The organism is uncultured Acetobacterium sp., from assembly GCF_927416815.1.
In the GTDB taxonomy this organism is placed as follows: Bacteria; Bacillota; Clostridia; order Eubacteriales; family Eubacteriaceae; genus Acetobacterium.
The window spans coordinates 37,335-59,638 of sequence record NZ_CAKMJU010000005.1 but is presented as its reverse complement, the minus strand read 5'-3'; the positions used below and the strand labels follow the sequence as shown (position 1 = coordinate 59,638).

Sequence of the window (22,304 nt, the reverse complement as noted above, 5' to 3'; positions counted from 1 at the left end):
ATGGAATTATGGTTTTCAGAAAAACATACCCCCAGCGTCAAATTTTCCATTCAGGTGGATCGTCAGCTTTACTGCGGACAAAGTGAATTTCAGCGGATCGACATTTTTGATTCCAAAGAATTTGGCCGTTTTTTAACCCTGGATGGTTACATGATGCTGACCGAAAAAGACGAGTTTATCTACCATGAGATGATGGTGCATATTCCCATGGCCGTTCATCCGGCCGCCAAAAAAGTGTTGATTATCGGCGGCGGTGATGGCGGCGCTATCCGCGAGCTGGTGCGCTATCCGCTGGTGGAACACATCGATCTGGTCGAAATTGATGAGCTGGTGGTGGAGGTCTGTAAAAAGCATCTGCCTCAAACGGCCTGCTGCTTTAATGATGAGCGGGTGACCATCCATTATCAGGATGGCCTGAAGTTTATTCGCCGCTGCGAAAATGAATACGACCTGATCATTGTCGATTCCACCGATCCCTTTGGTCCCGGCGAAGGCCTGTTTACCAAAGAGTTTTATGGTAATTGCTATAAGGCGCTGAAAGAAGACGGAATCATGGTCAATCAGCATGAAAGTGCTTTTTATCTGGATGATGCGGTGGCCATGCAGCGGGCTCATAAGCGCATTGTCGAGTCCTTCCCGATCAGCCGGGTCTATCAGGCCCATATTCCCACCTATCCCTCGGGGCACTGGCTGTTCGGCTTTGCCTCGAAAAAATATCATCCGACTGAGGACTTAAAGGCCGTGAAGTGGAATGCGCTGGGTTTTAAAACGCGCTACTATAATACCCAATTGCATGTTGGTGCCTTTGCGCTACCAAACTATGTGGAGGAACTGTTAAAAGATGTTGAATAAAAATATTGAGACCTTTTTAGGTTGTGACAACGAATACGGGGAATCGGACATTGTCGTTTTTGGCGCGCCCTTTGACTCCACCACCTCCTTTCGTCCCGGCACCCGTTTTGCCAGCAAAACGATGCGGGGAGAATCCTATGGACTAGAAACCTATAGCCCCTATCAGGATAAAGACCTGGAGGATCTGACTATTTTTGACGGCGGTGATCTGGAGCTTTGCTTTGGCGATACCCAAAAGGCGTTGGATATGATTGAAAGCTATACCACCCGGCTATTAAGAGACAATAAGCTGCCGGTGATGATCGGCGGCGAACATCTGGTCACTCTCGGAGCGGTTCGGGCGGTGGCTCGGAAATATCCGGATCTCCATGTGATTCATTTTGATGCCCATGCCGATTTACGCGATGATTATCTGGGGGTGACCCTGTCCCATGCGACGGTGCTGCACCGGGTCTGGGATATCATTGGCGATGGCCGGATCTATCAATTTGGGATTCGCTCTGGCGAACGCAGTGAGTTCCAGTGGGGCAAAGATCACGTCACCACCCAGAAATTTAGTTTTAATGGCTTGGCTGAAGTGGTCGAAAAACTAGCGGGCAAGCCGGTCTATTTTACCCTGGATCTGGATGTTTTAGACCCGTCGGTCTTCCCCGGTACCGGTACCCCGGAACCTGGTGGCGTCAGCTTTTTAGAGCTGCTTGAAGCGATCCAACAAGTCAGCCAGCTGAATCTGGTCGGCTGTGACATCAACGAGCTTTCGCCGGTCTATGACCAGAGCGGCGCTTCCACCGCCGTCGCCTGCAAGGTGCTACGGGAACTCTTATTGGCGATGGCATAATAGAGTTAGAAATTTTAAAAATAGAATCAGAACGTAGTACCGACAATTGTTACATCATGTTGTACGCATCGGAGCGGACACGGCATCGCCTGTCCGATTCCGCGGCGAACAACAGATTAACAATTGGTCGGTACGGTAGTTCAGAGATAACCTAAAATATTAAGGAGGAAAAAATTATGGGAAAAGCATTAATTATCGGTTGCGGCGGTGTTGCCAGTGTGGCCATTCATAAATGTTGTCAAAACAGCGAGGTTTTTTCAGAAATTTGTATCGCCAGCCGGACAAAAAGTAAGTGCGATGCATTAAAAGCAAAACTGGATGGCGGTGCCACCAAAATCACCACCGCCCAGGTCAATGCCGATCACGTCGATGAGCTGATTGCACTGATTGAAGACTTCGCTCCGGATGTGGTGTTAAATCTGGCTCTGCCTTATCAGGATTTGACCATTATGGACGCCTGTCTGGCAACCAAAACCCATTACGTCGATACTGCCAATTACGAGCCGGAAGATACCGCTAAGTTTGAATATAAATGGCAGTGGGAATACCGGGAACGCTTTGAAAAAGCCGGGATTACCGCCCTGCTGGGGAGTGGCTTTGACCCCGGCGTGACTGGCGTTTTCTCAGCCTATGCGATGAAGCATCAATTTGACGAAATCAATTACATCGATATTCTCGATGCCAATGCCGGCGATCATGGCTATCCCTTTGCGACCAACTTTAATCCGGAAATAAATATTCGCGAAGTTACTGCCAACGGCAGCTACTGGGAAGACGGACAGTGGATTGAAACCGAGCCGATGGAAATCAAGCGGGTTTACAATTTCCCGGAAATTGGCCCCAAAGATATGTATTTACTTCACCACGAGGAATTGGAGTCACTGGGTCTTAATATTAAGGGGATCAAGCGGATTCGCTTCTTTATGACCTTTGGACAAAGCTATCTGACCCACCTCAAATGCCTGGAAAACGTCGGTATGACGGCCATTGAGCCAATCGAATTTGATGGCAAAATGATTGTGCCACTGCAGTTTTTAGCGGCCGTATTACCAGATCCTTCGACCCTGGGTCCGCGAACCAAAGGAAAAACCAATATCGGCTGCATCTTCCAGGGCAAAAAAGACGGTCAGGATAAAAGCTACTACCTCTACAATGTCTGTGATCACGAAGAATGCTACAAAGAGGTCGGTTCCCAGGCGATTTCTTATACCACTGGGGTGCCGGCGATGATTGGCGCGATGCTGGTAATGACCGGCCAGTGGCAAAAACCCGGGGTTTACAATATCGAAGAGTTTGATCCCGATCCATTTATGGAAGCCCTCAACAAATGGGGACTACCCTGGCAGGAAAGCTTTGACCCAGAGCTGGTTGATTAAGCAGGGTCAAGCACCGATGGAATTAAGAGACGCCTTTAAGGAGCTACCGACGCCTTGCTATCTTGTCGATGAAAGCCTGCTGATTAAAAACTTAAAAATTCTCGACCGGGTTCAAAAAGCCACCGGTTGTCAGATTTTGCTGGCGCAAAAGGCTTTCTCGATGTTTTCACTTTACCCCCTGATCGGCAGCTACCTGGCTGGTACTACGGCTAGTGGACTCTTTGAAGCGCGGCTGGGCTATGAAGAAATGGGCGGGGAAACCCATGTCTTTTCGACCGCCTATCGGGAAGATGAATTTGAGCAAATCGTTGCACTCTGTGACCATATCGTTTTTAACTCCTTTAACCAGTGGCAAAAATACAAGGAGCTTGCACGCTTGGCCGGTCGGGAATGCGGGATCCGGATCAATCCGGAATGCTCCACTCAGGAACACGCCATTTACGATCCCTGTTCACCGGGATCACGGATGGGGGTAACCCGAGCCCAGTTTGTGCCGGAGCTACTGGAAGGGATCAGTGGTCTGCATTTTCATACCCTCTGCGAGCAGAATGCCGATGCTTTGGAAGAGACCCTGAAAGCGGTGGAAGACCAGTTTGGCGAATTTTTGCCACAATTGAAATGGCTCAACTTTGGGGGTGGCCATCACATCACCCGGGATGATTATGATGTTGATAAACTGATTGCCTGTATCAAGCGGATTCAGGAAAGCTATGGGCTAACGGTCTATCTGGAACCTGGCGAAGCGGTAGCCCTTAACACGGGCTTTCTGGTGGCGACGGTGCTGGATATTGTTGACAACGGTGTTCACAATGCCATCCTCGATACCTCCGCCGCCTGTCATATGCCGGATGTGCTGGAAATGCCCTACCGGCCCAACATTATTGGGGCCGCCTTGCCGGATCAAAAACGCTTTACCTATCGGCTGGGTGGACCGACCTGCCTGGCCGGTGATATTATCGGTGACTACGCCTTTGATGAGCCACTAAAAATTGGCGACCGCTTGGTATTTTGCGACATGGCCATCTATTCGATGGTGAAAACCAACAACTTTAACGGCATGAATCTTCCCGCGATTGCCACTTTCACCCAGGAAAAAACCATCGTGATGGTGAAACAATTTGGATATCACGACTTTAAAAACCGACTGTCCTAAAAGGCAGTCGGTTTTTTCAGGTAAATTTTGCTATTATCGCAGCCTGTCTTTGTGATATAATAACTCAAATTAGAATTATTCTAGAAAGCTTAGATCGCGAACAGGAGAAACATGATGGTACATAAATTTGACCCAAAAAACAAAGAAAAGCTCGATAATGAGTGGCGCCGGGAAAACCTGCCGCCAGTTGAAATACTGAAAGAATTAGGTCTTAAAGCAACCGATAGTGTTGCGGATATCGGTTGCGGAATCGGTTATTTTACGATTCCGGCAGCAGCACTGATTGGTAGCAACACGGTATACGGGTTGGACACCTCGCCAGAAATGCTGGCGGAACTTGAACTTCGTAGTAAGGCAGCGGGATTAAACAATATCGCGACCGTAAAAACCCAGGAGTTGGATCTGATAATTCCCGATGCAACGGTCAGTTTTGGACTAATGGTCAATGTGATTCATGAAATTGTTGATAAAACCCAGTTTCTGGAAGAAAGCAGTCGGATTATAAAACCTGGTGGCAAGTTGGCCATTATTGATTGGGAGAAAGCGGAAACCAAGACAGGTCCCCCGATTGATCACCGGATTGGCAGCGATGAGGTGAAGACGATGCTAAATGAGATCGGCTTCGTATGTCAGGAGACAATGAATTTTGCCGAAACCTTTTATGGCCTGGTTTTTTTGAAGCATAATTAGGGTTGCATCAACAAGGGAGATCGGATGGAAAAAGGAATGGTTGAGATTATAAAAAACGATCAGTTTGCCAAGCTTGTCGGACTGGAACTGGTAAAGGTCGAACAGGGATATGCAGAAGTAAGGATGGTGATCGAGGAAAAGCACCTAAACGGGGTTGGCATCGTCCAGGGCGGCGCACTCTTTACCTTGGCCGACTATGCCTTTGCGGCGGCAGCAAACGCCGGTGGAAAAGTGACCATTGGCATCAATGCTAATATCACCTATTCCAAACCAGCCAAGGGGAAAACGCTTTTGGCCAAGGCCACCGAAACCTCGTCAAGCCGAAGCCTGTGCAACTATACCGTGGATATTTTTGATGAAGATCATGCCGTGCTGGTCGCTAAATTTAATGCTACCGGTTTTATTAAGAACTAAAGTGTTCTGGTAGAGATTCTAGAAAAATCGGAACTACACAGAAAAATAAAAAAAGTGATGGTTGAACCATCACTTTTTTTATGCCCCAGATATCGTTAAGGACGACTACCAAAACCAGAAATGCCAGCGTGGAACCAATAATTTTTGGAGACAGAACAGATTCTCGGGTGAAGGCAAACATATTTTTGGAGATATCGATATCTAATATAGATTTTTGCGATTAATGAAAATAAAAATTGACAAACTAACGAACGTTAGTTATTATAAAACTAACACGTATTAGTCTGAGAGAGTGACGGTAAGAAATGAGTACCAAAGAAAAAATTATGGATGAAGCCCTTAACCTATTTTCGAGTAAGGGTTACGATGCAGTATCGGTGAGAGAAATTGCTAAAGCGGTGGGCATAAAAGAGAGCTCGCTTTATAATCATTTTAAAAATAAGCAGGATATTTTTGACAGAATCATCGAAAACTATTCAAAACGGGGCGATCAGTTTTTTTATCAGCTTCAGATTACCGAAGCAGACAAAAACTTTACAGTGGATGAGCGGATCGTGAATTTTTATAAAAACATGACGATTGATAAATTCCGGGAGTTAAGCTTGATCATCTTCGAATTTTACTTTAGGGATGATATTAATGTGCAGCTCAGAAAAATGCTGACAATAGAACAGTATCGCAGTCCGGAGATTTCGCAGTTGTTCAGAAATCTGTCCTTTAACAGCAGTCTTGACTACCAGACCAGGCTGTTTGAAGGTATGATCAAAGCAGGTATCTTTATTGAAGCAGATCCCGCTATTCTGGCGCTGGAATTTTTTGCTCCTATTTTTCTTGTTTTTTATAAATATGATAACAATGAAGAACATTGGGAGGAAGCTAAAAATTTAATGATCAGGCATGTTGAACATTTTCACAAAACATACACTAAAAAAGTAGAATAAAACGAATGCGTCAGATTTTAAAGGCAGTTTGGTCTGTTTTGGTATAGGCCTAGAGTTTTGAATGATAGGATATGAGAGGACTGGAAGAGAAGATGAAGATAACTGTAATCAATGGAACCATGCGCCATGGTAGCACCTGGCATTGTAAGGATTTGCTACTTGAAAAGATTTCGCAGTTGGAAGAAACTCAGGTCAGGGAGTTTTATCTACCCAAAGACATGTCGAATTTTTGTACGGGTTGTTTTTCCTGCTTCTTAAAGGGGGAAAATAGCTGCCCTCATGCAGACCAGATCCAGCCCATTGTTGCTGCTTTGGAAGAAGCTGACCTGGTGATCTTAACCTCGTCGGTTTATGCACTGGATGTTACCGGTTCGTTAAAAGCCTTGCTGGATCATTTGTGTTTTATGTGGCTCAGCCATCGCCCTAATCCGAAAATGTTTAATACAGTGGGAATCAGTTTTGCCACCACTGCCGGAGCTGGTCTTACCCACACCACCAAAACGATGCAGAATAGTCTAAAATTCTGGGGGGTAAAGAAACGCTTTGCCAGTAAGCAGGCAGTGGCGGCCATGAAATGGAGTGACATAACTGATAAAAAGCGTGCCCGAATCGAAAAAGATATGGCACAACTGGCCCAAAAAGCCACGAAAGCTGTGGCTAATATTGAGCACAGCTCCGCTCCGCTATTTAGAAAAATTGTGTTTAAGGCAATGAGGAAGATGATGAAAAAGAATGATTGGAACCCCACCGATCGCAATCACTGGGAAGCCAATGGCTGGTTAAGCGGAACCAAGCCCTTTTAAAGTCAGACGACCTCGATGGTGGTTGTCATGCCAAGAATTTTGGCCAACCGATCGCGGGGCAGCGCGCGCATATAAGCGTTCAAATTTTGCTGCATCTGGACTTCGGAAGCTGAATAATCAATGGCATCGATGGCCGGATGGAGGGGATGACGTTTGGTCAGCACGGCCAGTTCAATATCTTCTAGCAGATCAAAGATCATGGCGGCTTCGGCGGCCTTTAGTTCAGCGGCAATGAGCAGGTCTTCCATATCGGCCAGGGTTTTAATCTGTTCTTTAATAATAGCCAGCTTATCATTAAAAAAGCGGCAGGACAAAAACTCCGTGACCATTTCCCGATAGGCCGCATCATCCATTTTAATGCCCATATTGTAGTGCCTAATGGGTTTAATATTGGGATTATTCCGGGGTACAAAAACCTTATTAAGGGTGTGCGTAACCAGCCCTTTGAAAACAGTGGTGGCGATCTCCGGGAGAGCGGCGATCAGGTATTTTTTCAGGGACGGATTGGTTAGTTGGAGCTGGGTGATAAGCTCTTGGGCTGCTGTTTTTAGTTGCCTTTGGAGCTCTGCCTGACTGTGCTTTTTTAATTGTTGATCCAGGGCATCAAGATCAGCCAGGCTAAAATCGAGCGGGTGCAGTGGGACATTTAGTAATTGGCAACCCAGCGCATTGTGAAAAACCTGTTTGCAGATATTATCAAGCAGATTCCGGTAGGAGGCATGATAACCGCTCATCACTTCATCGATGATGTCTGCATCAAAATACGAACAAAACAAGTTTTCATAATACAGATTTTCTAAATACTTGATGACAAACTCAACTCCGGCCAGATCGGTAACCGGATGGATCAGTTGGTAGTCGATGTCGCTGGGGATCTCATGGGCATGAAAATTGATTTCATAGTTTTCAAAAAAAGGCTTGAAACCCTGGTCAATGGTGATGTTGTAGGCCTGGTTGGGGGTTTTGAGCTTGGTTTTGCAAACCCGATTATAAAAATAGCTGGCCACCTTTATTTTTCGCTTGAGCACTTGTAAGCCATATTCATAGAGATTTTCAATCGATTCATTTTCAATTTGAAAGAGGGCGTCGTCGACATCAGCTAGTGATTTGAGGTGGATGCCGATGGTATAGAGGTTGGAAGCCATGATCCCCTGGGCGATTTCAACCCGGACCGAGCTACTTTTTCCTTTTGTAAATCGTTCGGTACAATCGGCTAGCAGTTTAAGACACTCCAGTTGAACGCGCTCAGATTCTTTAGGGCTAAGCACACCCTTGACATAGGCCTCCTGGAGCAGTGACTGAAAATAAAACTCGCCACTTAGTTTATCGACATCAATCTTTGTCGTTTTTTTTACACTATTCATCGTCATCCTCAGCTTCTCTTAATTTTTCGGTATCATAAAGATCATTATAATCAGGATCTAGTCCCAGGCGAACATTTTTAGCCATCCGCTCCAGCTCCCGAAATTTAAGCTGATCCAAAGAGCCTTGACAGACTCCGTCAAAATATTTTTTCATCGTACCAATCAGGTCATCATCGCTGATTAAATCGAGGGTTTCATTCTTGAAATAATAAAATATCTCGACCAGCTCATTCAAGAATTCGGCATAGCGGTATTGCGAGATATAGGGGGTGTCGGCAAAGGTCAGGATGACTTTTTCAATGATTCCGCTGCCAAACTCGATTCGGCCATAATTTTTCAACGAATCGGAGCGGGTCTCAACCAGTTCCAGCGCCTGTTCTTCGGACAGTGCCAGTGAATAGTCTTCAGTAATTTTATTGCATAATAACACTTCCGAAACGGCCTGTTTTTCGATCAGAAAATTATCAAACAGCATCAATTCAAACGACATAGGGTTACCTCTCTGGAGTAATACAAAAAAATAAAGGATATTGACAAAGCAGGCAATATATGGTATCATTTGTTTGTAAAATAATAAAATGGGTTAATTGCGCGTATGTTATCAATAATATCACGAAAAACTGAATAAATCAATGATTTTTATATAAAACAGGTGTTGTTAAGAAGCGGCACCTGTTTTTTTTATCATGAGAAATGAAAGCAGCAATAAAATTATCAATAACGTTGCTGAATTTTATTAAATTGATTGACGATCAATGCTTAAAAATGGCATACTAGGATTAATTAGGATCTTAAAATAACAAGTTGTTCAGAAAAATACATTTCTTTAAACAGATCATAATGTGGAACTGCTATAATAAACAAGTACAGTGAAAATGATACGATATAAAAGATCTATGGCAAATCGCATAGAATGGAATAAGGTGAGCTTCATCGATCTAAGAAACTCAGCAATACCGATCTTTGCACAAAATCCGAAATAACAGGAAGCGATCACGTCGGTTAGCGTTGACCGATGATTAAAGAAGGAAAATTATGAAAATAACAGCACTAAATATTGCAATCATCCTGATTATTCTTTTTGTATTTGGGCTGGGGCTGTACTTTATTCTCAAAAAAGGTAAAAAAAGAAAAAAAGAACGGGAAATCCGGCGCTTTAATGAGCTGGTTCAGACCTTCATTGAGTCAGAAGAGATCCCAGTTTCCCTAAAAGATGATGCGTTTAACTATATCTTTGTCAATTTGGCGATGGAAGATTTTTATGGAATTGGCTCAGAGGATATCATTGGACAGGATGATTTTGAAATTCTAGAAGAAAAGATGGCCATTAAAGAAAGGCAGACCGATAAGAAAGTATTGGCGACAAAAACCTTTGTTACCGATGAGATGCTGTGGCGCGGTAAGGTTTTTAAGACTACCAAATTTCCCGTGGATCTGCTCAATGGCAGGTTTGGCGTCGGCGCCTATATCCGCTCGGTCTCGGAAAAAAACCGTGAAAAATATCTAAAAACACTGATGTCAATCAGTGATGGGGTGATGATTGTTGATCCCATGGGTAGGATTGAGATGCTCAATGCCACCGCCGCCGAAATGACTGGCTGGACGGCCAGGGAAGCGATGGGAAAACACTATTCGCTAGTTTTTGTTTTAGAAGCTGACAAGGAAGGTGGCATCGTTCCCGATCCGATTGCCGAAGCCTTTAATGACAATACCATGAAAGAATTTGATAGCCATGCGGTACTGGTTTCCAGAGATGGCCGCAAGATCCATCTAGAAGACAGCATTGCTCCGATTAGCGACGACGAAGGGCATATCGACGGGGCAATTGTCATCTTCAGAGACGTCACCGAAAAGAAAGAAAAGCGGGCAGCGATTGAATACAATAGCTTCCATGATGCCCTAACCGGGTTATACAACCGGCGGTTTTTTGAAGAAGAACTGGTTCGGCTGGATACCGAAAGAAATCTCCCCCTTTCAGTTATTATTGGTGATGTCGATGGGCTAAAACTGACAAACGATATCTTTGGTCATGAAGCCGGTGATGAATTAATTAAAAAGGTTTCGGAAATATTTAAAAAGGTCTGTCGGGCTGATGATATTATCGCCCGCTGGGGTGGCGATGAGTTCGCGATTCTGCTACCACAAACCGAAAAGAAAGATGCCCAAAAGTTATCAGATCGGATCAAAGATAATTTCAGCAAAGAAAAAATAAAATCGATCCAGGGAAATGTCTCCCTGGGCGTAGCAACCAAGTATCAGCCAGAAGAGAATATTGAAGTCATCATTGCCGCCGCAGAAGACAACATGTATATGAAAAAAACCCTCAATCGGGGCAAAAAGAAGGAAGACGCCTTCAATATTATTCTGGATAAGTTATACGGCGAATTGCCGGTAGAAGCTGAACATGCCAGAAGAACCAGCGAGGTTTGCAAAAAAATTGCCCGCAAAATGAATTTACCGGAAGCTGATGTCAACAAGGTATCAAAGGCGGCCTACCTCCATGATATTGGAAAGGTCGCTCTGGATAAAGAGGTCGCCAGCAAAAATGAATATGTGATTGATGAGACCTTTAAAGAAATGAAAATGCACCCGGTGGTCGGCTATCGGATTTTGAATGCCTTCGACCATACCATCGATCTGGCTAATATTGTCCTCGGTCATCATGAACGTTGGGACGGCACCGGTTATCCCCAGGGACTCAAGGGTAAAGAAACACCCAAATTATCGCGGATTATTGCAGTTGGTGAGCGTTTTGATGATATGACAACCGATAAAGAATATCGAGGAGCCATCAGTATTAATGAAGCCCTCGATGAAATGAAACGGAATGTCGGTACCCATTACGACCCGGAAGTGGTAGCGGCGCTGGAAAAAGTAATTATCGAAGAAAAAACCTATACCACCAAGGTAACCCGATAAGGGTCAAAAGCATATAAATTAAGACCTCAGTAATGATTCATTACTGAGGTCTTAGGTGTTTTTTAATGACTTGGCAGAAAATTTTCACCATGTCCGGGTCAAATTGAGATCCAGAACAGGCAATAATTTCATTGATTGCTGTTTCAGGAGCGAGTGCGGCGCGGTAAGGTCGGTCATTGGTCATTGCGTCATAGGAATCGACGATTGCTAAAACTCGGCACTCAATCGGGATTTCTTCACCAGCGAGCCCTAATGGATAGCCGCTGCCATCCCATTTTTCCTGATGCTTTAAAATCAGCTGAGAAATATCCTTTAGTTCCGAGGACTCATTGGCAATCCGTTCGCCGATGCTACAGTGGGTTTTCATCACCTTCCACTCATCAGCGGTTAAAGCACCTGGTTTTTTCAGGATGCTGTCAGGAACCCCGACCTTGCCGATATCATGAAATTTAGTCAGCAATTGAATGCGATCCATCATATTTTGCGGCAAACGCAATGCTTGGCCGATCAGGGTGGCGAGGGTGTCCATCCGACTGGTATGACCTTCAGTGATATAATCCTTGACTTCCAGGGCTTTCATCAGGGTTTTTACGAGATTGTTGCGGGTACTGGATTCTTTGAGCAGCTTGTTCTGGTACATATTATTGTCAGCTTCCTGAAAGAGAAAATTGGCATTGACCAAACCGGAAGCGTGATGGGAATAGCCGTAGGAAAGCGAGATTTTAAAGGTTGCCTCCGGCAGTTCATTTAGACACTTTAAATGGGCATTCATCTTTTCAAGAGCCGCTTCGATGGTCTCTGGCTCTTGCTTCTTGACAATCACGGCAAATTCATCACCGCCAACCCGGGAAACAATTCCCATCGATTGAAAGCACCGGACAACGACCTGGCTGGCTGATACGATCACCTGGTCGCCCATTAAATGCCCCAGGGTATCATTGACAAACTTGAGGCCATCAATATCGAGTAACAGAAGGGTTAAATTCTCAATACTCCGGTTGTTGAGCTGTTCCAATTCAGCTTCGAAAAAACGCCGGTTGGAAATGTTGGTTAAGGTATCCTTGTCGACCAGATCGCGTAGTTGCTTTTCCATGATTACCCGTTCGGTCATATCCCGAATCATGATCAGGACCTCATCAAAGGTCGAAATTTGAACCCGAACTTCAAAATAGTGAAGCGCTTCCTGGAAGGGCATCGAAAAATAATAGTCAGACAAAGCCCGCGAGTGCATCACCAGTTCAATGACCTGCTTCAAGTCAGACATCAGAATCTGGTTGCGCATGATTTCAAGCAGCGCATACGAAGCACTATTTAAAGAAGGGTTTAGGGGCGTAATCTGGCCTTGGTTATTACTGATCAGCAAAATATCGGGAATGGTGGCGATTAAAGCGCGGGTGCGGCTGTTGATCCGTTCCAGATCGAGCAGTTTTGTCTGGAGTTCAGAATAGTAATTCTTTTTAAAGGAGTTTTCACCCAGGCCGATAATTGACTCACGGGTAATCGCTTTTTTGTTTTTAGGTTTGTAATACTCGTCCATAAATAATTCTCACCTCTTCTTTTGTCAAAGTCCTGGGGTTGGTTACCATACAGGGATCATTCAGGGCATTCTCCACCAAATAGTCCACGGTGGCTTCTTCAAGCGCGTCCATCTTAATGCTGGCCGGAATATTGACGTTTTGCCGCATCGCAACGATCCGGTTAATAATCATCTCAAGTAGCAGTGCATCACTGACATTGTCGACCAATAAATCCAATTGTCTGGCGATGTCGCGATAGCGATCGGGAACGGTTTCAAAATTAAGGCGGATAATGTGTTCAAGCAAAATACTGTTACACTCGCCATGGGGTAAATTCAGAAGACCGCCCATGGAGTGGGACATGGCGTGGACGGCACCAAGGCTGGCATTAGAAAAGGCCAAACCAGCCTGGAGCGAACCAAGCATTAGCTGAAACATGGTTTCGATGGTTCGGTCTGGGCGCACTGATTTTTCAATCACCTGATTAATCAGCCGGATCGATTCCAGAGCGTGAACGTCTGTCAGGGCGGAATGGGTACTCGATACATAGGCTTCAATCGCATGGGTCAGGGCATCCATGGCGGTACAGGCGGTTAAATAGGGATCCATCGACATCAGCGGAACCGGATCGATCAGTGCCAGATCTGGCACTACTTTTTTGCTGATAATCGCCCGTTTGATATTGGCAGAAGTGTCCTTAATAATCGCGAACTGGGAAACATCGGCAGAAGATCCAGCGGTGGTAGGAATGCAGATCAGCGGTGGCCCGGGCATGAGAACCTCATCAACGCCCTCGTAATCCAAAACATTGCCGCCATTGGAAGCGACAATACTGATGCATTTAGCGCAGTCGATCACGCTACCGCCGCCAATGGCAATGATCAGGTCACAACCGAGCGATAAAAAAAGACTAGCGCCGAGCATCGCCTCAACATCTTTGGGGTTGGGGGTTGTGTCATCAAAAAAGAAAAGATTTTCAACGTGGGGGCGAATCAGGGCAATGGTTTCGTGGAACCATTCAAAGTGTTGGATATCTTTATCGGTAACAAGCATCGGTTTTTTTGCATTAAAATGTGAGATGTAACGATCAATCAACAATCGCGCATCGACACCAATAATTATTTCCGGGATCACAAATTTTCTTAATTCCAATAGGGTCTCAGACATTTTGATAACCTCTCATTCTCTTGTGAAAAGCTGTTATTTTCAGTATAACAGCTACAAGTCTATCTGTAAACATTTCGGTGGCACTAAATCGTGTAAATAGAAAGGCTTAGTTAATACTGTATACCCGAGTCTGATAAAATTTAACGAAAAATTAACAGGTTGCTAATATAAATAACCGGCTATCATGGTTATAATTTGTGATATCAACGATCGGGAGGAATGTCTTTGGATATCAATCAGAATAAAGAAGAAGAGCGGTTGAGAGGGGAGCTCTTAGAAATACTCTATCAGAAAAAAATCACGACTGTTTTTCAACCTATTGTATCATTGCTCGATGGCACGGTTCATGGTTACGAAGCGCTTAGCCGCGGCCCAAAAGATTCGGCTCTCCATTCCCCGGATGTGCTGTTTAAATGTGCCCAAATGTTTAATAAACTCTGGGAGCTGGAATTTCTCTGCCGTTCAAAGGCCTTTGAGGCGGCCTTTAAAATAGAAAGTGAGTTTAAACTGTTTTTAAATGTCAACCCCAATATCATGCAGGATGTTCAATTTAGAAAAGGGTTTACCAAGGAATACCTGGAGAAATTTGCGATTGACCCCAAACGGATCATCTTTGAAATCACCGAGAGCGAGGCGATAAATCACCTGGCCGATTTTATTAAAACCATTGATAATTATAAGGAGCAGGATTATCGAATTGCCATTGATGATGCCGGCGCCGGTTATTCCGGCCTTAATCTGATCTCCGATATTCACCCCAACTATATTAAACTCGATATGAAGCTGATCCGCGATATTGACAAAGACATGACAAAACAATCCCTAGTAAGGTGTTTAAATGAGTTTTCGGAACACACCGAAACCTCGCTGATTGCCGAAGGGATCGAGACAAAGGAAGAATTGCTGACCTTGATCGAAATCGGGGTTCAGTATGGTCAGGGCTATTTTATTCAAAAGCCTAATGGAATTCTAAATTCAATCTCGAAGGATGTGGTTGAAATCGTCATGGAAGAGAATGCCAATAAAAGAAAATTGCTGGATAATCGGGTGCTTAATGACCGCATTGAGTCGATCTGTAAATTGGATAAAACAATTCCACCGGATATCCTCGTCTCACAGGTTCACGAAATGTTTAAAGAAAATGAAACGCTCTCGGGATTTTGTGTGGTCGAAGACCAGATGCCAATTGGGGTGATCACCCGAAATGCCTTGTATAAACGAATCAGTGGACAATACGGGTATATTCTTTATGCTAATAAACCGGTTCGTAATATTATGGATACCGATTTTATGCATGTCGATTGCCTGGCGACCATTGATGTTGTCGGTAAGAACGCCATGCAGCGCGATTATGACAAGATTTATGACTTTATTGTGGTGACCCGTGACGATCAGTTTCAGGGAACGGTGACGGTTAAAGACCTGATGGAAAAACTGATCGAAATCGAATTTGTTTATGCCAAGCACTTAAACCCGCTGTCAGAGTTACCCGGTAATCTGATGATTGAGCAGCAATTGGATAAGGCGCTTAAAGCCAAGGATAAAAAAACGATTCTCTATTTTGATCTCGATAATTTCAAAGCCTATAATGATCTTTATGGCTTTGAAAATGGCGATCGGGTATTAAAGGAGTTTGCCGAAATCTTAAAAACCCGGATTCCGCCGGAACATTTCATTGGTCACATTGGTGGCGATGATTTTATTGCGATAGTCCCCAAAAAGAAAAGCGAGCAATTATGTATCAGTGTCATGCATGCATTTAATGATGCAGTGGTAAAATACTATAATAAAGAAGATATCAAAAAAGGATATATCACCTCTAAAGACCGCAAGGATGTCGAGGAAAACTTCCCCTTCCTCTCGGTTTCTATTGCCGGGATAGCCAGCGATCACAGTAAAAGTATCTATGAACTGGCCGAAACAGCAGCTAAAATAAAAAAGAAATGCAAGAAGAAACAGGGCAGTAATTACCTGCTGGGTTAATCATGAATGGATTCTGCAAAGATAAGAAAGAGATGCGCAAAGCGCATCTTTTTTTTATGAGGGAACTGTTTTTCAACGCAATTTTATGATATGATCTAAAAGCGAGGTAAACATGAATATTTATGAACTGCCCGGCTTTCCCATAAAAAATGAAGTGATCACTATTCTGACTCAGAATGATCGGGTTCGAATCGAACGAATTATCAGTACCGGTCAGCAATCGGACTGGTATGATCAGGAAGAAACTGAGTATGTGATTCTGCTACAGGGAAGTGCAGAACTGGCCTTTGCAGATGGCAAGACGATCATCCTGAAAAAAGGGGATACGCTTTTGATTCCACCCCACCAGCAGCATCGTGTTGCCGCTACTTCGGCAGATCCACCCTGTATCTGGTTGTGCGTGTTTTATTAGATTTATGAAAAAGGAGTATCAACAATGAAGAAACGTGTATTAATTATAATGGTGCTGGCTATTGCTGGAATGCTGTTGATCGGCTGCAATAGCAACAGTAAGGATCAGATCAGCGCGGAAAAGCCGCTGATTGTGGGGATGGAACTGGCTTATCCACCCTTCGAAACCAAGGATGATCAGGGTAATCCCAGTGGGGTCAGTGTTGATTTGGCTTATGCCCTGGGAGAGTACCTGGGTCGGCCGGTTGAGATTGAAAATACCAATTGGGATGGATTGATTCCATCACTTCAGACCGGCAAAGTCGATGTCGTGATTTCATCGATGACGATTACCGAGGAACGACAAGAAGTTGTCGATTTTTCAGTGCCTTATGCCCGTTCTTATCTGGGATTACTGGTTAATAAAAACGCCAATATCAAGCAGGTCGAGGATTTGAATCAAGCGGGAAAAATAGTCGATGTCAAAAAGGGAACGACCGGGAATATCTATGCTACAAAAAATTTAAGTCAGGCCACGGTTAATGCACTGTCGTCAGAAAACGCCTGTGTCACTGAGGTAACTCAAGGAAAAGCCGATGCCTTTATCTATGATCAGCTGACGATTTACCGACAAAATCAAGCCAATCCCGATACCACCGAAGCGATCCTGATTCCTTTTCAGGACAGTGAAAGCTGGGGAATGGCAGTAAATAAAGACAATCAAGAGTTGCTAGCAGAGATTGACAGCTTTATCGGAGAATTTAAAGCGCAGGGTGGCTTTGCTGAATTGACTGAAAAATACCTGAAGGAAGAAAAAGAAACCTTTGATGCCCTTGGCTTTCCGTGGTTTTTTAATTAGGCTGATCGATGAAACAAACATTGAGTAAAGAGCCTTCCCGATCAAAAAAAATTGCCAGTGCTATTTTTGTAGCCATTATCCTGATTGGTTTTCTCTGGTTTTCGGTCAATGCCATTAATCTAAAGCTGGACTTTTCAACCTTATATCAATACCGTTATCGGCTTTGGGAAGGATTTTGGATGACCGTGACTATTTCAGTGGCCAGCTTGATTGTCAGTCTGGCGCTCGGTTCGCTCAGTGCTCTTGGTCAAAATTCCCGGATCTTAGTAATTAGTTATTTTTGCAAGGCTTATGTTCAGATTATTCGGGGAACCCCCTTGCTGGTCCAGATTTATTTTTTCTACTACATCATCGGTACTGCCTGGGGTGTCAATAACCGTTATCTGGCCGGGGTGCTGATCTTATCGATTTTTGAAGGAGCCTATATTTCGGAAATCATCCGCGGGGGGCTGGCCAGCATTGATCGTCAGCAATACGAGGTGGCCAAGTCGATTGGCTTGACGCCGGCAAAAACCCTGCAACTGGTGACCTTTCCGATCTTGATGGCGCGGATTCTGCCGGCTTTAGCGGGTCAGTTTGCTTCAATTATTAAGGATTCATCATTATTATCGGTGATTGCGGTTATCGAACTGACCCAAACGGTTCAGGAAATTTCTGCTGATAATTTTAGAATGTTTGAAAACTATCTCTTTGTCGGGGTCTTATACTTTATTCTGACCTTCAGTGTTTCGTTGCTTTCAGGCGGACTGGAAAGGCGGTACAACCATGAATATCGAGTTAATCAATATCAGTAAAACCTTTCAGGATGAACTGGTCTTAAAGGATGTCAGTGGTTCCTTTGATATTCATTCGATTGCCATTATTGGACCATCGGGCGGGGGGAAATCGACCTTGTTGCGGATTATCGGAGGGCTTCTGACGCCAGATTCAGGAGCCTTGAAAATTGATGGGGAGACCATTGAATTCAGCAAAAGATATCTCCATAACTATCGTCGAAACATTGGTTTTGTTTTTCAGTCCAAAGGATTGTTTGAGCATCTCACCGCCATCGAGAACATGCTATTGCCTTTGATCCACGCCTTTGGAATGGGAAAAACTGAGGCCGTCGCGGTCAGCAGTAAGCTTTTTGAACGCTTTGGACTAACAGATGAAAAAAACAAGTACCCCTTTCAGCTTTCTGGTGGTCAGCAGCAACGGATTGCTATCGCCAGGGCGGTGGCGGTAAAGCCCTGGCTCTTGCTACTGGATGAGCCGACTTCGGCACTGGATCCGGAGTATACGGCCGAAGTATTGAATATGCTGGGGGAGCTTCAAAATGATGGATTAAAAACCATAATTGTAACCCATGAGATGGGTTTTGCTAAAAATGCCTGTGAAAAGGTGATTTTTTTGGCGCAAAATAGAATAGTCGAAAGCGGCAATAGTTCCCAGATATTCAAGCATCCTCAAACCGAGGAGTTACAAGCTTTTTTAAATAAAATTCTTGAATGGAAGGTTTGATCGAGGAGAACAGTCCTTTAAAACAACTCGATATTCATTATTAAATGCGGAGATTTATCGATGGAAAAAGAAATAACTGGAAAAATAAAAATTGTAAAAGCCGGACCCTATGTCGTTTCCGGGAATATCAAACTGTCTGAGAAGATAATCACTTCACGGGGAAAAGATTATGTCTACCGGGAAGGACGGAATCTGCCCCAGGCGAAGACCTATACCTTATGTCGGTGCGGAAAGTCTAAGAATCCGCCGTTTTGTGATGGCACCCATTCAAAATGCGATTTTCATGGTGATGAGATGGCCTCAAAAGTTGTTTTTGTTGATCGGGCAGAGTTTCTAATTGGAGCAGATCTGGATATGATGGATGATCATCGCTGTGCCTTTGCCAGATTCTGTCACCGCAACGATGGAACCGCCTGGCAGCTGATCAAACAATCAAGTGATCCGAGACTCAAAGAAGAAGCCATTAAAGCAGCCAGTGAATGTCCGGCCGGTCGCCTGGTTGCAATCGACAAGAAGGGTAGCGCTATCGAACCCAATTATGAACCGGAGATTGTCATTCTCCAGGATCCTGAGCGGGGGGTGAGCTGTGGCATTTTTGTTAAAGGCGGGATTCCCTTGCAAGCGGCGGATGGGACTATCTACGAAAGACGAAATCGATTTGTCTTATGTCGCTGTGGCAAATCTGTTAATAAGCCCTTTTGTGATGCCACCCATGTACACATCAAATTCCTGGATGAACAATAATCCGTCCCGGGAAAATTTCGATATTGATGATATCAGATATCAGGCTAGCGAAAGGATTATTTAACCTTAGTGTAGTATGATCAGTACTTAGCCAAAAATAATTAGATCTGTCTTTGTATGGGTTGAACGGTGAGTGGCCATAATTTTGCCGGTTGCTCTCCGGAATGAGGAAGGGTATGAATCTTCAAAATGTGTTGTTGAATTTAATTGTATATGCATTGCCGATTATCGCTATTATTTATATTTTTACAGGGCTTAAACTCTTAAAACAAAAAGTTGGTGGGGAGTTTAATTATTTTTCGGCACTGATGTTTGCTGCGGCCATTTATGCATTTGGTTATTTTCTTTCGCTTAATTCTTTGAATATCGAAATGATGATTTTTGCTCGGAACCTTGCTAACCTGGGGGTAATCTTTATTCCGACATTTGGAATATTTTTTGTTGCGCAATTTGTCAAAAAGAAAATTTCATATCGGCAAAAGGCCTTTTCAGTAGCCGTTTCCAGTATCCTGTGGCTCCTTTATATCACCAATCCGCTTCATCAGCTAACCTTCAACTGGGTCGAGTTGATACAGGTTAACGGCTTTTCTGTGGCCAGTACCTCAAAAAACATTGGCTATTTTCTGATTCTGGGCTATTATGGCGTTTTTTTAGTATCGACTACGATAGCACTGATTAAAGCCATTAAAAAATCCCAGTCCGCCAGTCTGATAAAGAGCTATCGGTTTTTTCTTGGATCAATTCAAATATCCTGGCTTGCGATGCTGGTAATTCTAATGGGTTTTGACACGTATATTGACCCTACCCCGGTAGTGATTCTGGTTATCTTAGCCATGATCGGCCTAAATGAGGTAAGAAACGATCTGTTTGAGCTGCAAATCAATCGTTGGAAACAAACCTTTTGGAATCTTGGGGAGGTGGCCTTTTTGACGAATCCCGACCATGAAATTATTAGCATGAATCCCATTGCAAATCTTTTTTTTGATGGAAAAACAGAAAGTGTTTCAGACATCCTAAAAATTCTTGATCAGGGCGATCATAAACGAAAACCGGTAAAAATAAAGATTGGCGAAGATATTCGATGGTTGTATGTCAATAAAAATAATTTTGATCCTAAACGTAATCTGGTTAGCTATATGCTGGTTGATTTTACCGAACGCCATCAGGCGGAAACCGCTTTAAAAGCCAGCGAAGAAAGACACCGCTTGTTAATCACGCAAATGACCCAGGGTTTGGCCGTGCATGAGCTTATCTTTGATTTGTCGGGGAATCCGGTTGACTTTCGCTACCTCGATGCCAATGACAGCTATGAAAAGCTAGTTGGTCTGAAACGGCAGGATATTATCGGAAAACGCGCCCTGGAGATAAAGCCGGAGATGGACAAAAGCTGGATAAAGAAATATGGCCAGGTGGCCATGACCGGCCAGCCGACGCACTTTGATCACTATGATAAGGAGCTCGATAAATATTTTGAAGTGGTTGCCTATTCGCCCCGATTCAAACAATTTGCGGTGATTATTTCGGATGTCACTGAGCGCAAGCAGGCAGAAAAGGAAATCCGATATTTAAGTTATCATGATTATCTCACCGGCCTTTATAATCGTCGCTTTTATGAAGAAGAACTGGGGCGACTGGACGTACCTGATAATTTGCCGATTACGCTGATTATGGCGGATGTTAATGGTTTGAAACTGATTAACGATTCTTTTGGACATGCGATGGGTGATGAGCTTTTGAAAAAAGCCGCCCGGCTGATCACAGAAGCCGTTCCCGAGGGCAGTGTTGTTGCCCGGCTGGGCGGCGATGAATTTATTATTATCTTGCCGCAGACCGATATTTTTGAGGCGGTTGAGGTAATTAATAATCTGAAAGAAAAAACCTCCAATGAAAAAATCGAGGCATTTGAGATTTCCATTTCCTTTGGCTATGAAATTAAGGAAATGGAAGATCAGGATATCCAGGATATTTATAAACGGGCGGAAGATGATATGTATCGGCATAAGCTCTATGAAAGTGCCAGCATCAAGAATAAAACCATTGAACTGATTATGAATACCCTCTATGAAAAAAGTAGCCGGGAGATGCTCCATTCCCGGAGAGTCAGCCAGCTCTGCCGATCGATTGCGGTCCAGATGCGGCTGAGCAAGGATGAAGTCAATCAAATTGGTACCGCCGGTCTGATGCATGATATTGGAAAAATGGGAATTGATGAAAAAATCCTTAATAAGGTAGGCCATCTAAACTTTGAGGAGTGGCAGGAGATGCAGCGCCATCCCGAGATTGGTTATCGAATTCTCAGCTCTTCCAATGAATTTTCAGAAATGTCCAAATATGTCTATCAACATCATGAGCGATGGGATGGAAAAGGTTACCCGAAGAAGTTGGCAAGAGAAGAAATATCCATTCAGGCTCGGATTATTGGGGTCGCAGATGCCTATGATGCGATGACCTGTGATCGCACCTACCGCAAAGGACTGACCCAAGCAGAAGCGGTTCGCGAGTTGAAAAAGCATGCCGGAACGCAGTTTGATCCGGAAGTGACACAGATATTTGTGGAAAGGGTTCTCGGCGAAACGTATTGAATATTCGAAAAAAGGATAGACTAGTCGATTATTATGGAGTGGAGAAAAAAGAAGTAATGATTGATCTCACCGGGGTTTGTGGGACAAGCTTGAAGGAGTCTGGATGCAGGCTCTTTTTTAGTTAAAAATTAACCGAGATTTCAGTGATTTTACACCCAATTTGCTTCATATTCAGATTCATTTCTGATATAATGAAAAAATGATAAAAAATA

General features: G+C 44.0%; 20 protein-coding genes. 16 read left to right on the top strand and 4 right to left on the bottom strand.

Going from position 1 to position 22,304, the window contains the following annotated elements; translation table 11 throughout:
* The 8 genes from speE to QZ998_RS00775 all read left to right on the top strand — a co-directional run bounded on the left by speE (nucleotide 1) and on the right by QZ998_RS00775 (nucleotide 7,067).
* Nucleotides 1-852 carry a polyamine aminopropyltransferase gene (gene speE / locus QZ998_RS00810; protein WP_296557241.1) on the top strand — a complete coding sequence of 284 codons (852 nt, stop codon included), beginning with the start codon at nucleotides 1-3 and terminating at the stop codon, nucleotides 850-852.
* The gene (gene speB / locus QZ998_RS00805; protein WP_296557240.1) at nucleotides 842-1,690 is read left to right on the top strand and encodes an agmatinase; all 849 of its coding nucleotides are present in this window, start codon (nucleotides 842-844) and stop codon (nucleotides 1,688-1,690) included. The genes speE and speB overlap by 11 nt, the downstream gene beginning before the upstream one ends.
* Before the next feature lie 176 nt (nucleotides 1,691-1,866).
* The gene (locus QZ998_RS00800; RefSeq protein WP_296557239.1) at nucleotides 1,867-3,066 is read left to right on the top strand and encodes a saccharopine dehydrogenase family protein; all 1,200 of its coding nucleotides are present in this window, start codon (nucleotides 1,867-1,869) and stop codon (nucleotides 3,064-3,066) included.
* A 16-nt stretch (nucleotides 3,067-3,082) separates the two neighbouring features.
* Nucleotides 3,083-4,219 carry a carboxynorspermidine decarboxylase gene (nspC, locus tag QZ998_RS00795; RefSeq protein WP_296557237.1) on the top strand — a complete coding sequence of 379 codons (1,137 nt, stop codon included), beginning with the start codon at nucleotides 3,083-3,085 and terminating at the stop codon, nucleotides 4,217-4,219.
* Nucleotides 4,220-4,333: 114 nt separating this feature from the next.
* Nucleotides 4,334-4,909 carry a methyltransferase domain-containing protein gene (locus tag QZ998_RS00790; RefSeq protein WP_296557236.1) on the top strand — a complete coding sequence of 192 codons (576 nt, stop codon included), beginning with the start codon at nucleotides 4,334-4,336 and terminating at the stop codon, nucleotides 4,907-4,909.
* A 24-nt stretch (nucleotides 4,910-4,933) separates the two neighbouring features.
* Nucleotides 4,934-5,323 (top strand): PaaI family thioesterase, encoded by a 390-nt coding sequence (locus QZ998_RS00785; protein ID WP_296557233.1) that lies wholly within the window; start codon nucleotides 4,934-4,936, stop codon nucleotides 5,321-5,323.
* 305 nt (nucleotides 5,324-5,628) lie between these two features.
* Nucleotides 5,629-6,264 carry a TetR/AcrR family transcriptional regulator gene (locus QZ998_RS00780; protein ID WP_296557231.1) on the top strand — a complete coding sequence of 212 codons (636 nt, stop codon included), beginning with the start codon at nucleotides 5,629-5,631 and terminating at the stop codon, nucleotides 6,262-6,264.
* A gap of 92 nt (nucleotides 6,265-6,356) precedes the next feature.
* On the top strand, nucleotides 6,357-7,067 hold the full coding sequence (locus QZ998_RS00775) for a flavodoxin family protein (RefSeq protein ID WP_296557229.1): 711 nt from the start codon (nucleotides 6,357-6,359) through the stop codon (nucleotides 7,065-7,067).
* Nucleotides 7,068-7,069: 2 nt separating this feature from the next.
* On the opposite strand, the gene QZ998_RS00770 is transcribed toward QZ998_RS00775, so the two are convergent.
* Both QZ998_RS00770 and QZ998_RS00765 read right to left on the bottom strand, forming a co-directional pair.
* Nucleotides 7,070-8,431, bottom strand: a complete 1,362-nt coding sequence (locus QZ998_RS00770; protein ID WP_296557227.1) for a DUF6179 domain-containing protein — start codon at nucleotides 8,429-8,431, stop codon at nucleotides 7,070-7,072.
* A complete protein-coding gene (locus QZ998_RS00765) occupies nucleotides 8,424-8,921 on the bottom strand; it encodes a DUF6323 family protein (RefSeq protein ID WP_296557226.1) in 498 nt (165 codons plus the stop codon). Before QZ998_RS00765 ends, QZ998_RS00770 begins: the two co-directional genes overlap by 8 nt.
* Nucleotides 8,922-9,466: 545 nt before the next feature.
* Between QZ998_RS00765 and QZ998_RS00760 the strand changes: the two genes are divergently transcribed.
* A complete protein-coding gene (locus QZ998_RS00760; RefSeq protein WP_296557225.1) occupies nucleotides 9,467-11,350 on the top strand; it encodes a diguanylate cyclase in 1,884 nt (627 codons plus the stop codon).
* A gap of 40 nt (nucleotides 11,351-11,390) precedes the next feature.
* Here QZ998_RS00760 and QZ998_RS00755 read toward each other — a convergent pair whose 3' ends face one another.
* Nucleotides 11,391-12,887, bottom strand: a complete 1,497-nt coding sequence (locus QZ998_RS00755; protein ID WP_296557224.1) for an HD domain-containing phosphohydrolase — start codon at nucleotides 12,885-12,887, stop codon at nucleotides 11,391-11,393.
* Nucleotides 12,865-14,034, bottom strand: a complete 1,170-nt coding sequence (locus QZ998_RS00750) for an iron-containing alcohol dehydrogenase (RefSeq protein WP_296557222.1) — start codon at nucleotides 14,032-14,034, stop codon at nucleotides 12,865-12,867. The genes QZ998_RS00755 and QZ998_RS00750 overlap by 23 nt, the downstream gene beginning before the upstream one ends.
* Nucleotides 14,035-14,259: 225 nt before the next feature.
* On the opposite strand from QZ998_RS00750, the gene QZ998_RS00745 reads away from it, so the two are divergent.
* The 7 genes from QZ998_RS00745 (at nucleotide 14,260) to QZ998_RS00715 (ending at nucleotide 22,092) form a co-directional block, all read left to right on the top strand.
* Complete coding sequence (locus tag QZ998_RS00745; RefSeq protein ID WP_296557221.1) at nucleotides 14,260-16,017, top strand: GGDEF domain-containing protein; 1,758 nt, start codon at nucleotides 14,260-14,262, stop codon at nucleotides 16,015-16,017.
* 112 nt (nucleotides 16,018-16,129) lie between these two features.
* Nucleotides 16,130-16,429 (top strand): cupin domain-containing protein, encoded by a 300-nt coding sequence (locus QZ998_RS00740; RefSeq protein ID WP_296557220.1) that lies wholly within the window; start codon nucleotides 16,130-16,132, stop codon nucleotides 16,427-16,429.
* Between the two features lie 24 nt (nucleotides 16,430-16,453).
* Nucleotides 16,454-17,266, top strand: a complete 813-nt coding sequence (locus QZ998_RS00735; RefSeq protein ID WP_296557219.1) for a transporter substrate-binding domain-containing protein — start codon at nucleotides 16,454-16,456, stop codon at nucleotides 17,264-17,266.
* 8 nt (nucleotides 17,267-17,274) lie between these two features.
* Nucleotides 17,275-18,060, top strand: a complete 786-nt coding sequence (locus QZ998_RS00730; RefSeq protein ID WP_296557217.1) for an amino acid ABC transporter permease — start codon at nucleotides 17,275-17,277, stop codon at nucleotides 18,058-18,060.
* On the top strand, nucleotides 18,032-18,766 hold the full coding sequence (locus tag QZ998_RS00725) for an amino acid ABC transporter ATP-binding protein (protein WP_296557216.1): 735 nt from the start codon (nucleotides 18,032-18,034) through the stop codon (nucleotides 18,764-18,766). Before QZ998_RS00730 ends, QZ998_RS00725 begins: the two co-directional genes overlap by 29 nt.
* 60 nt (nucleotides 18,767-18,826) lie before the next feature.
* A complete protein-coding gene (locus QZ998_RS00720) occupies nucleotides 18,827-19,510 on the top strand; it encodes a CDGSH iron-sulfur domain-containing protein (protein ID WP_296557215.1) in 684 nt (227 codons plus the stop codon).
* 176 nt (nucleotides 19,511-19,686) lie between these two features.
* The gene (locus QZ998_RS00715; RefSeq protein WP_296557213.1) at nucleotides 19,687-22,092 is read left to right on the top strand and encodes an HD domain-containing phosphohydrolase; all 2,406 of its coding nucleotides are present in this window, start codon (nucleotides 19,687-19,689) and stop codon (nucleotides 22,090-22,092) included.
* The last annotated feature ends 212 nt before the right edge of the window (nucleotides 22,093-22,304 follow it).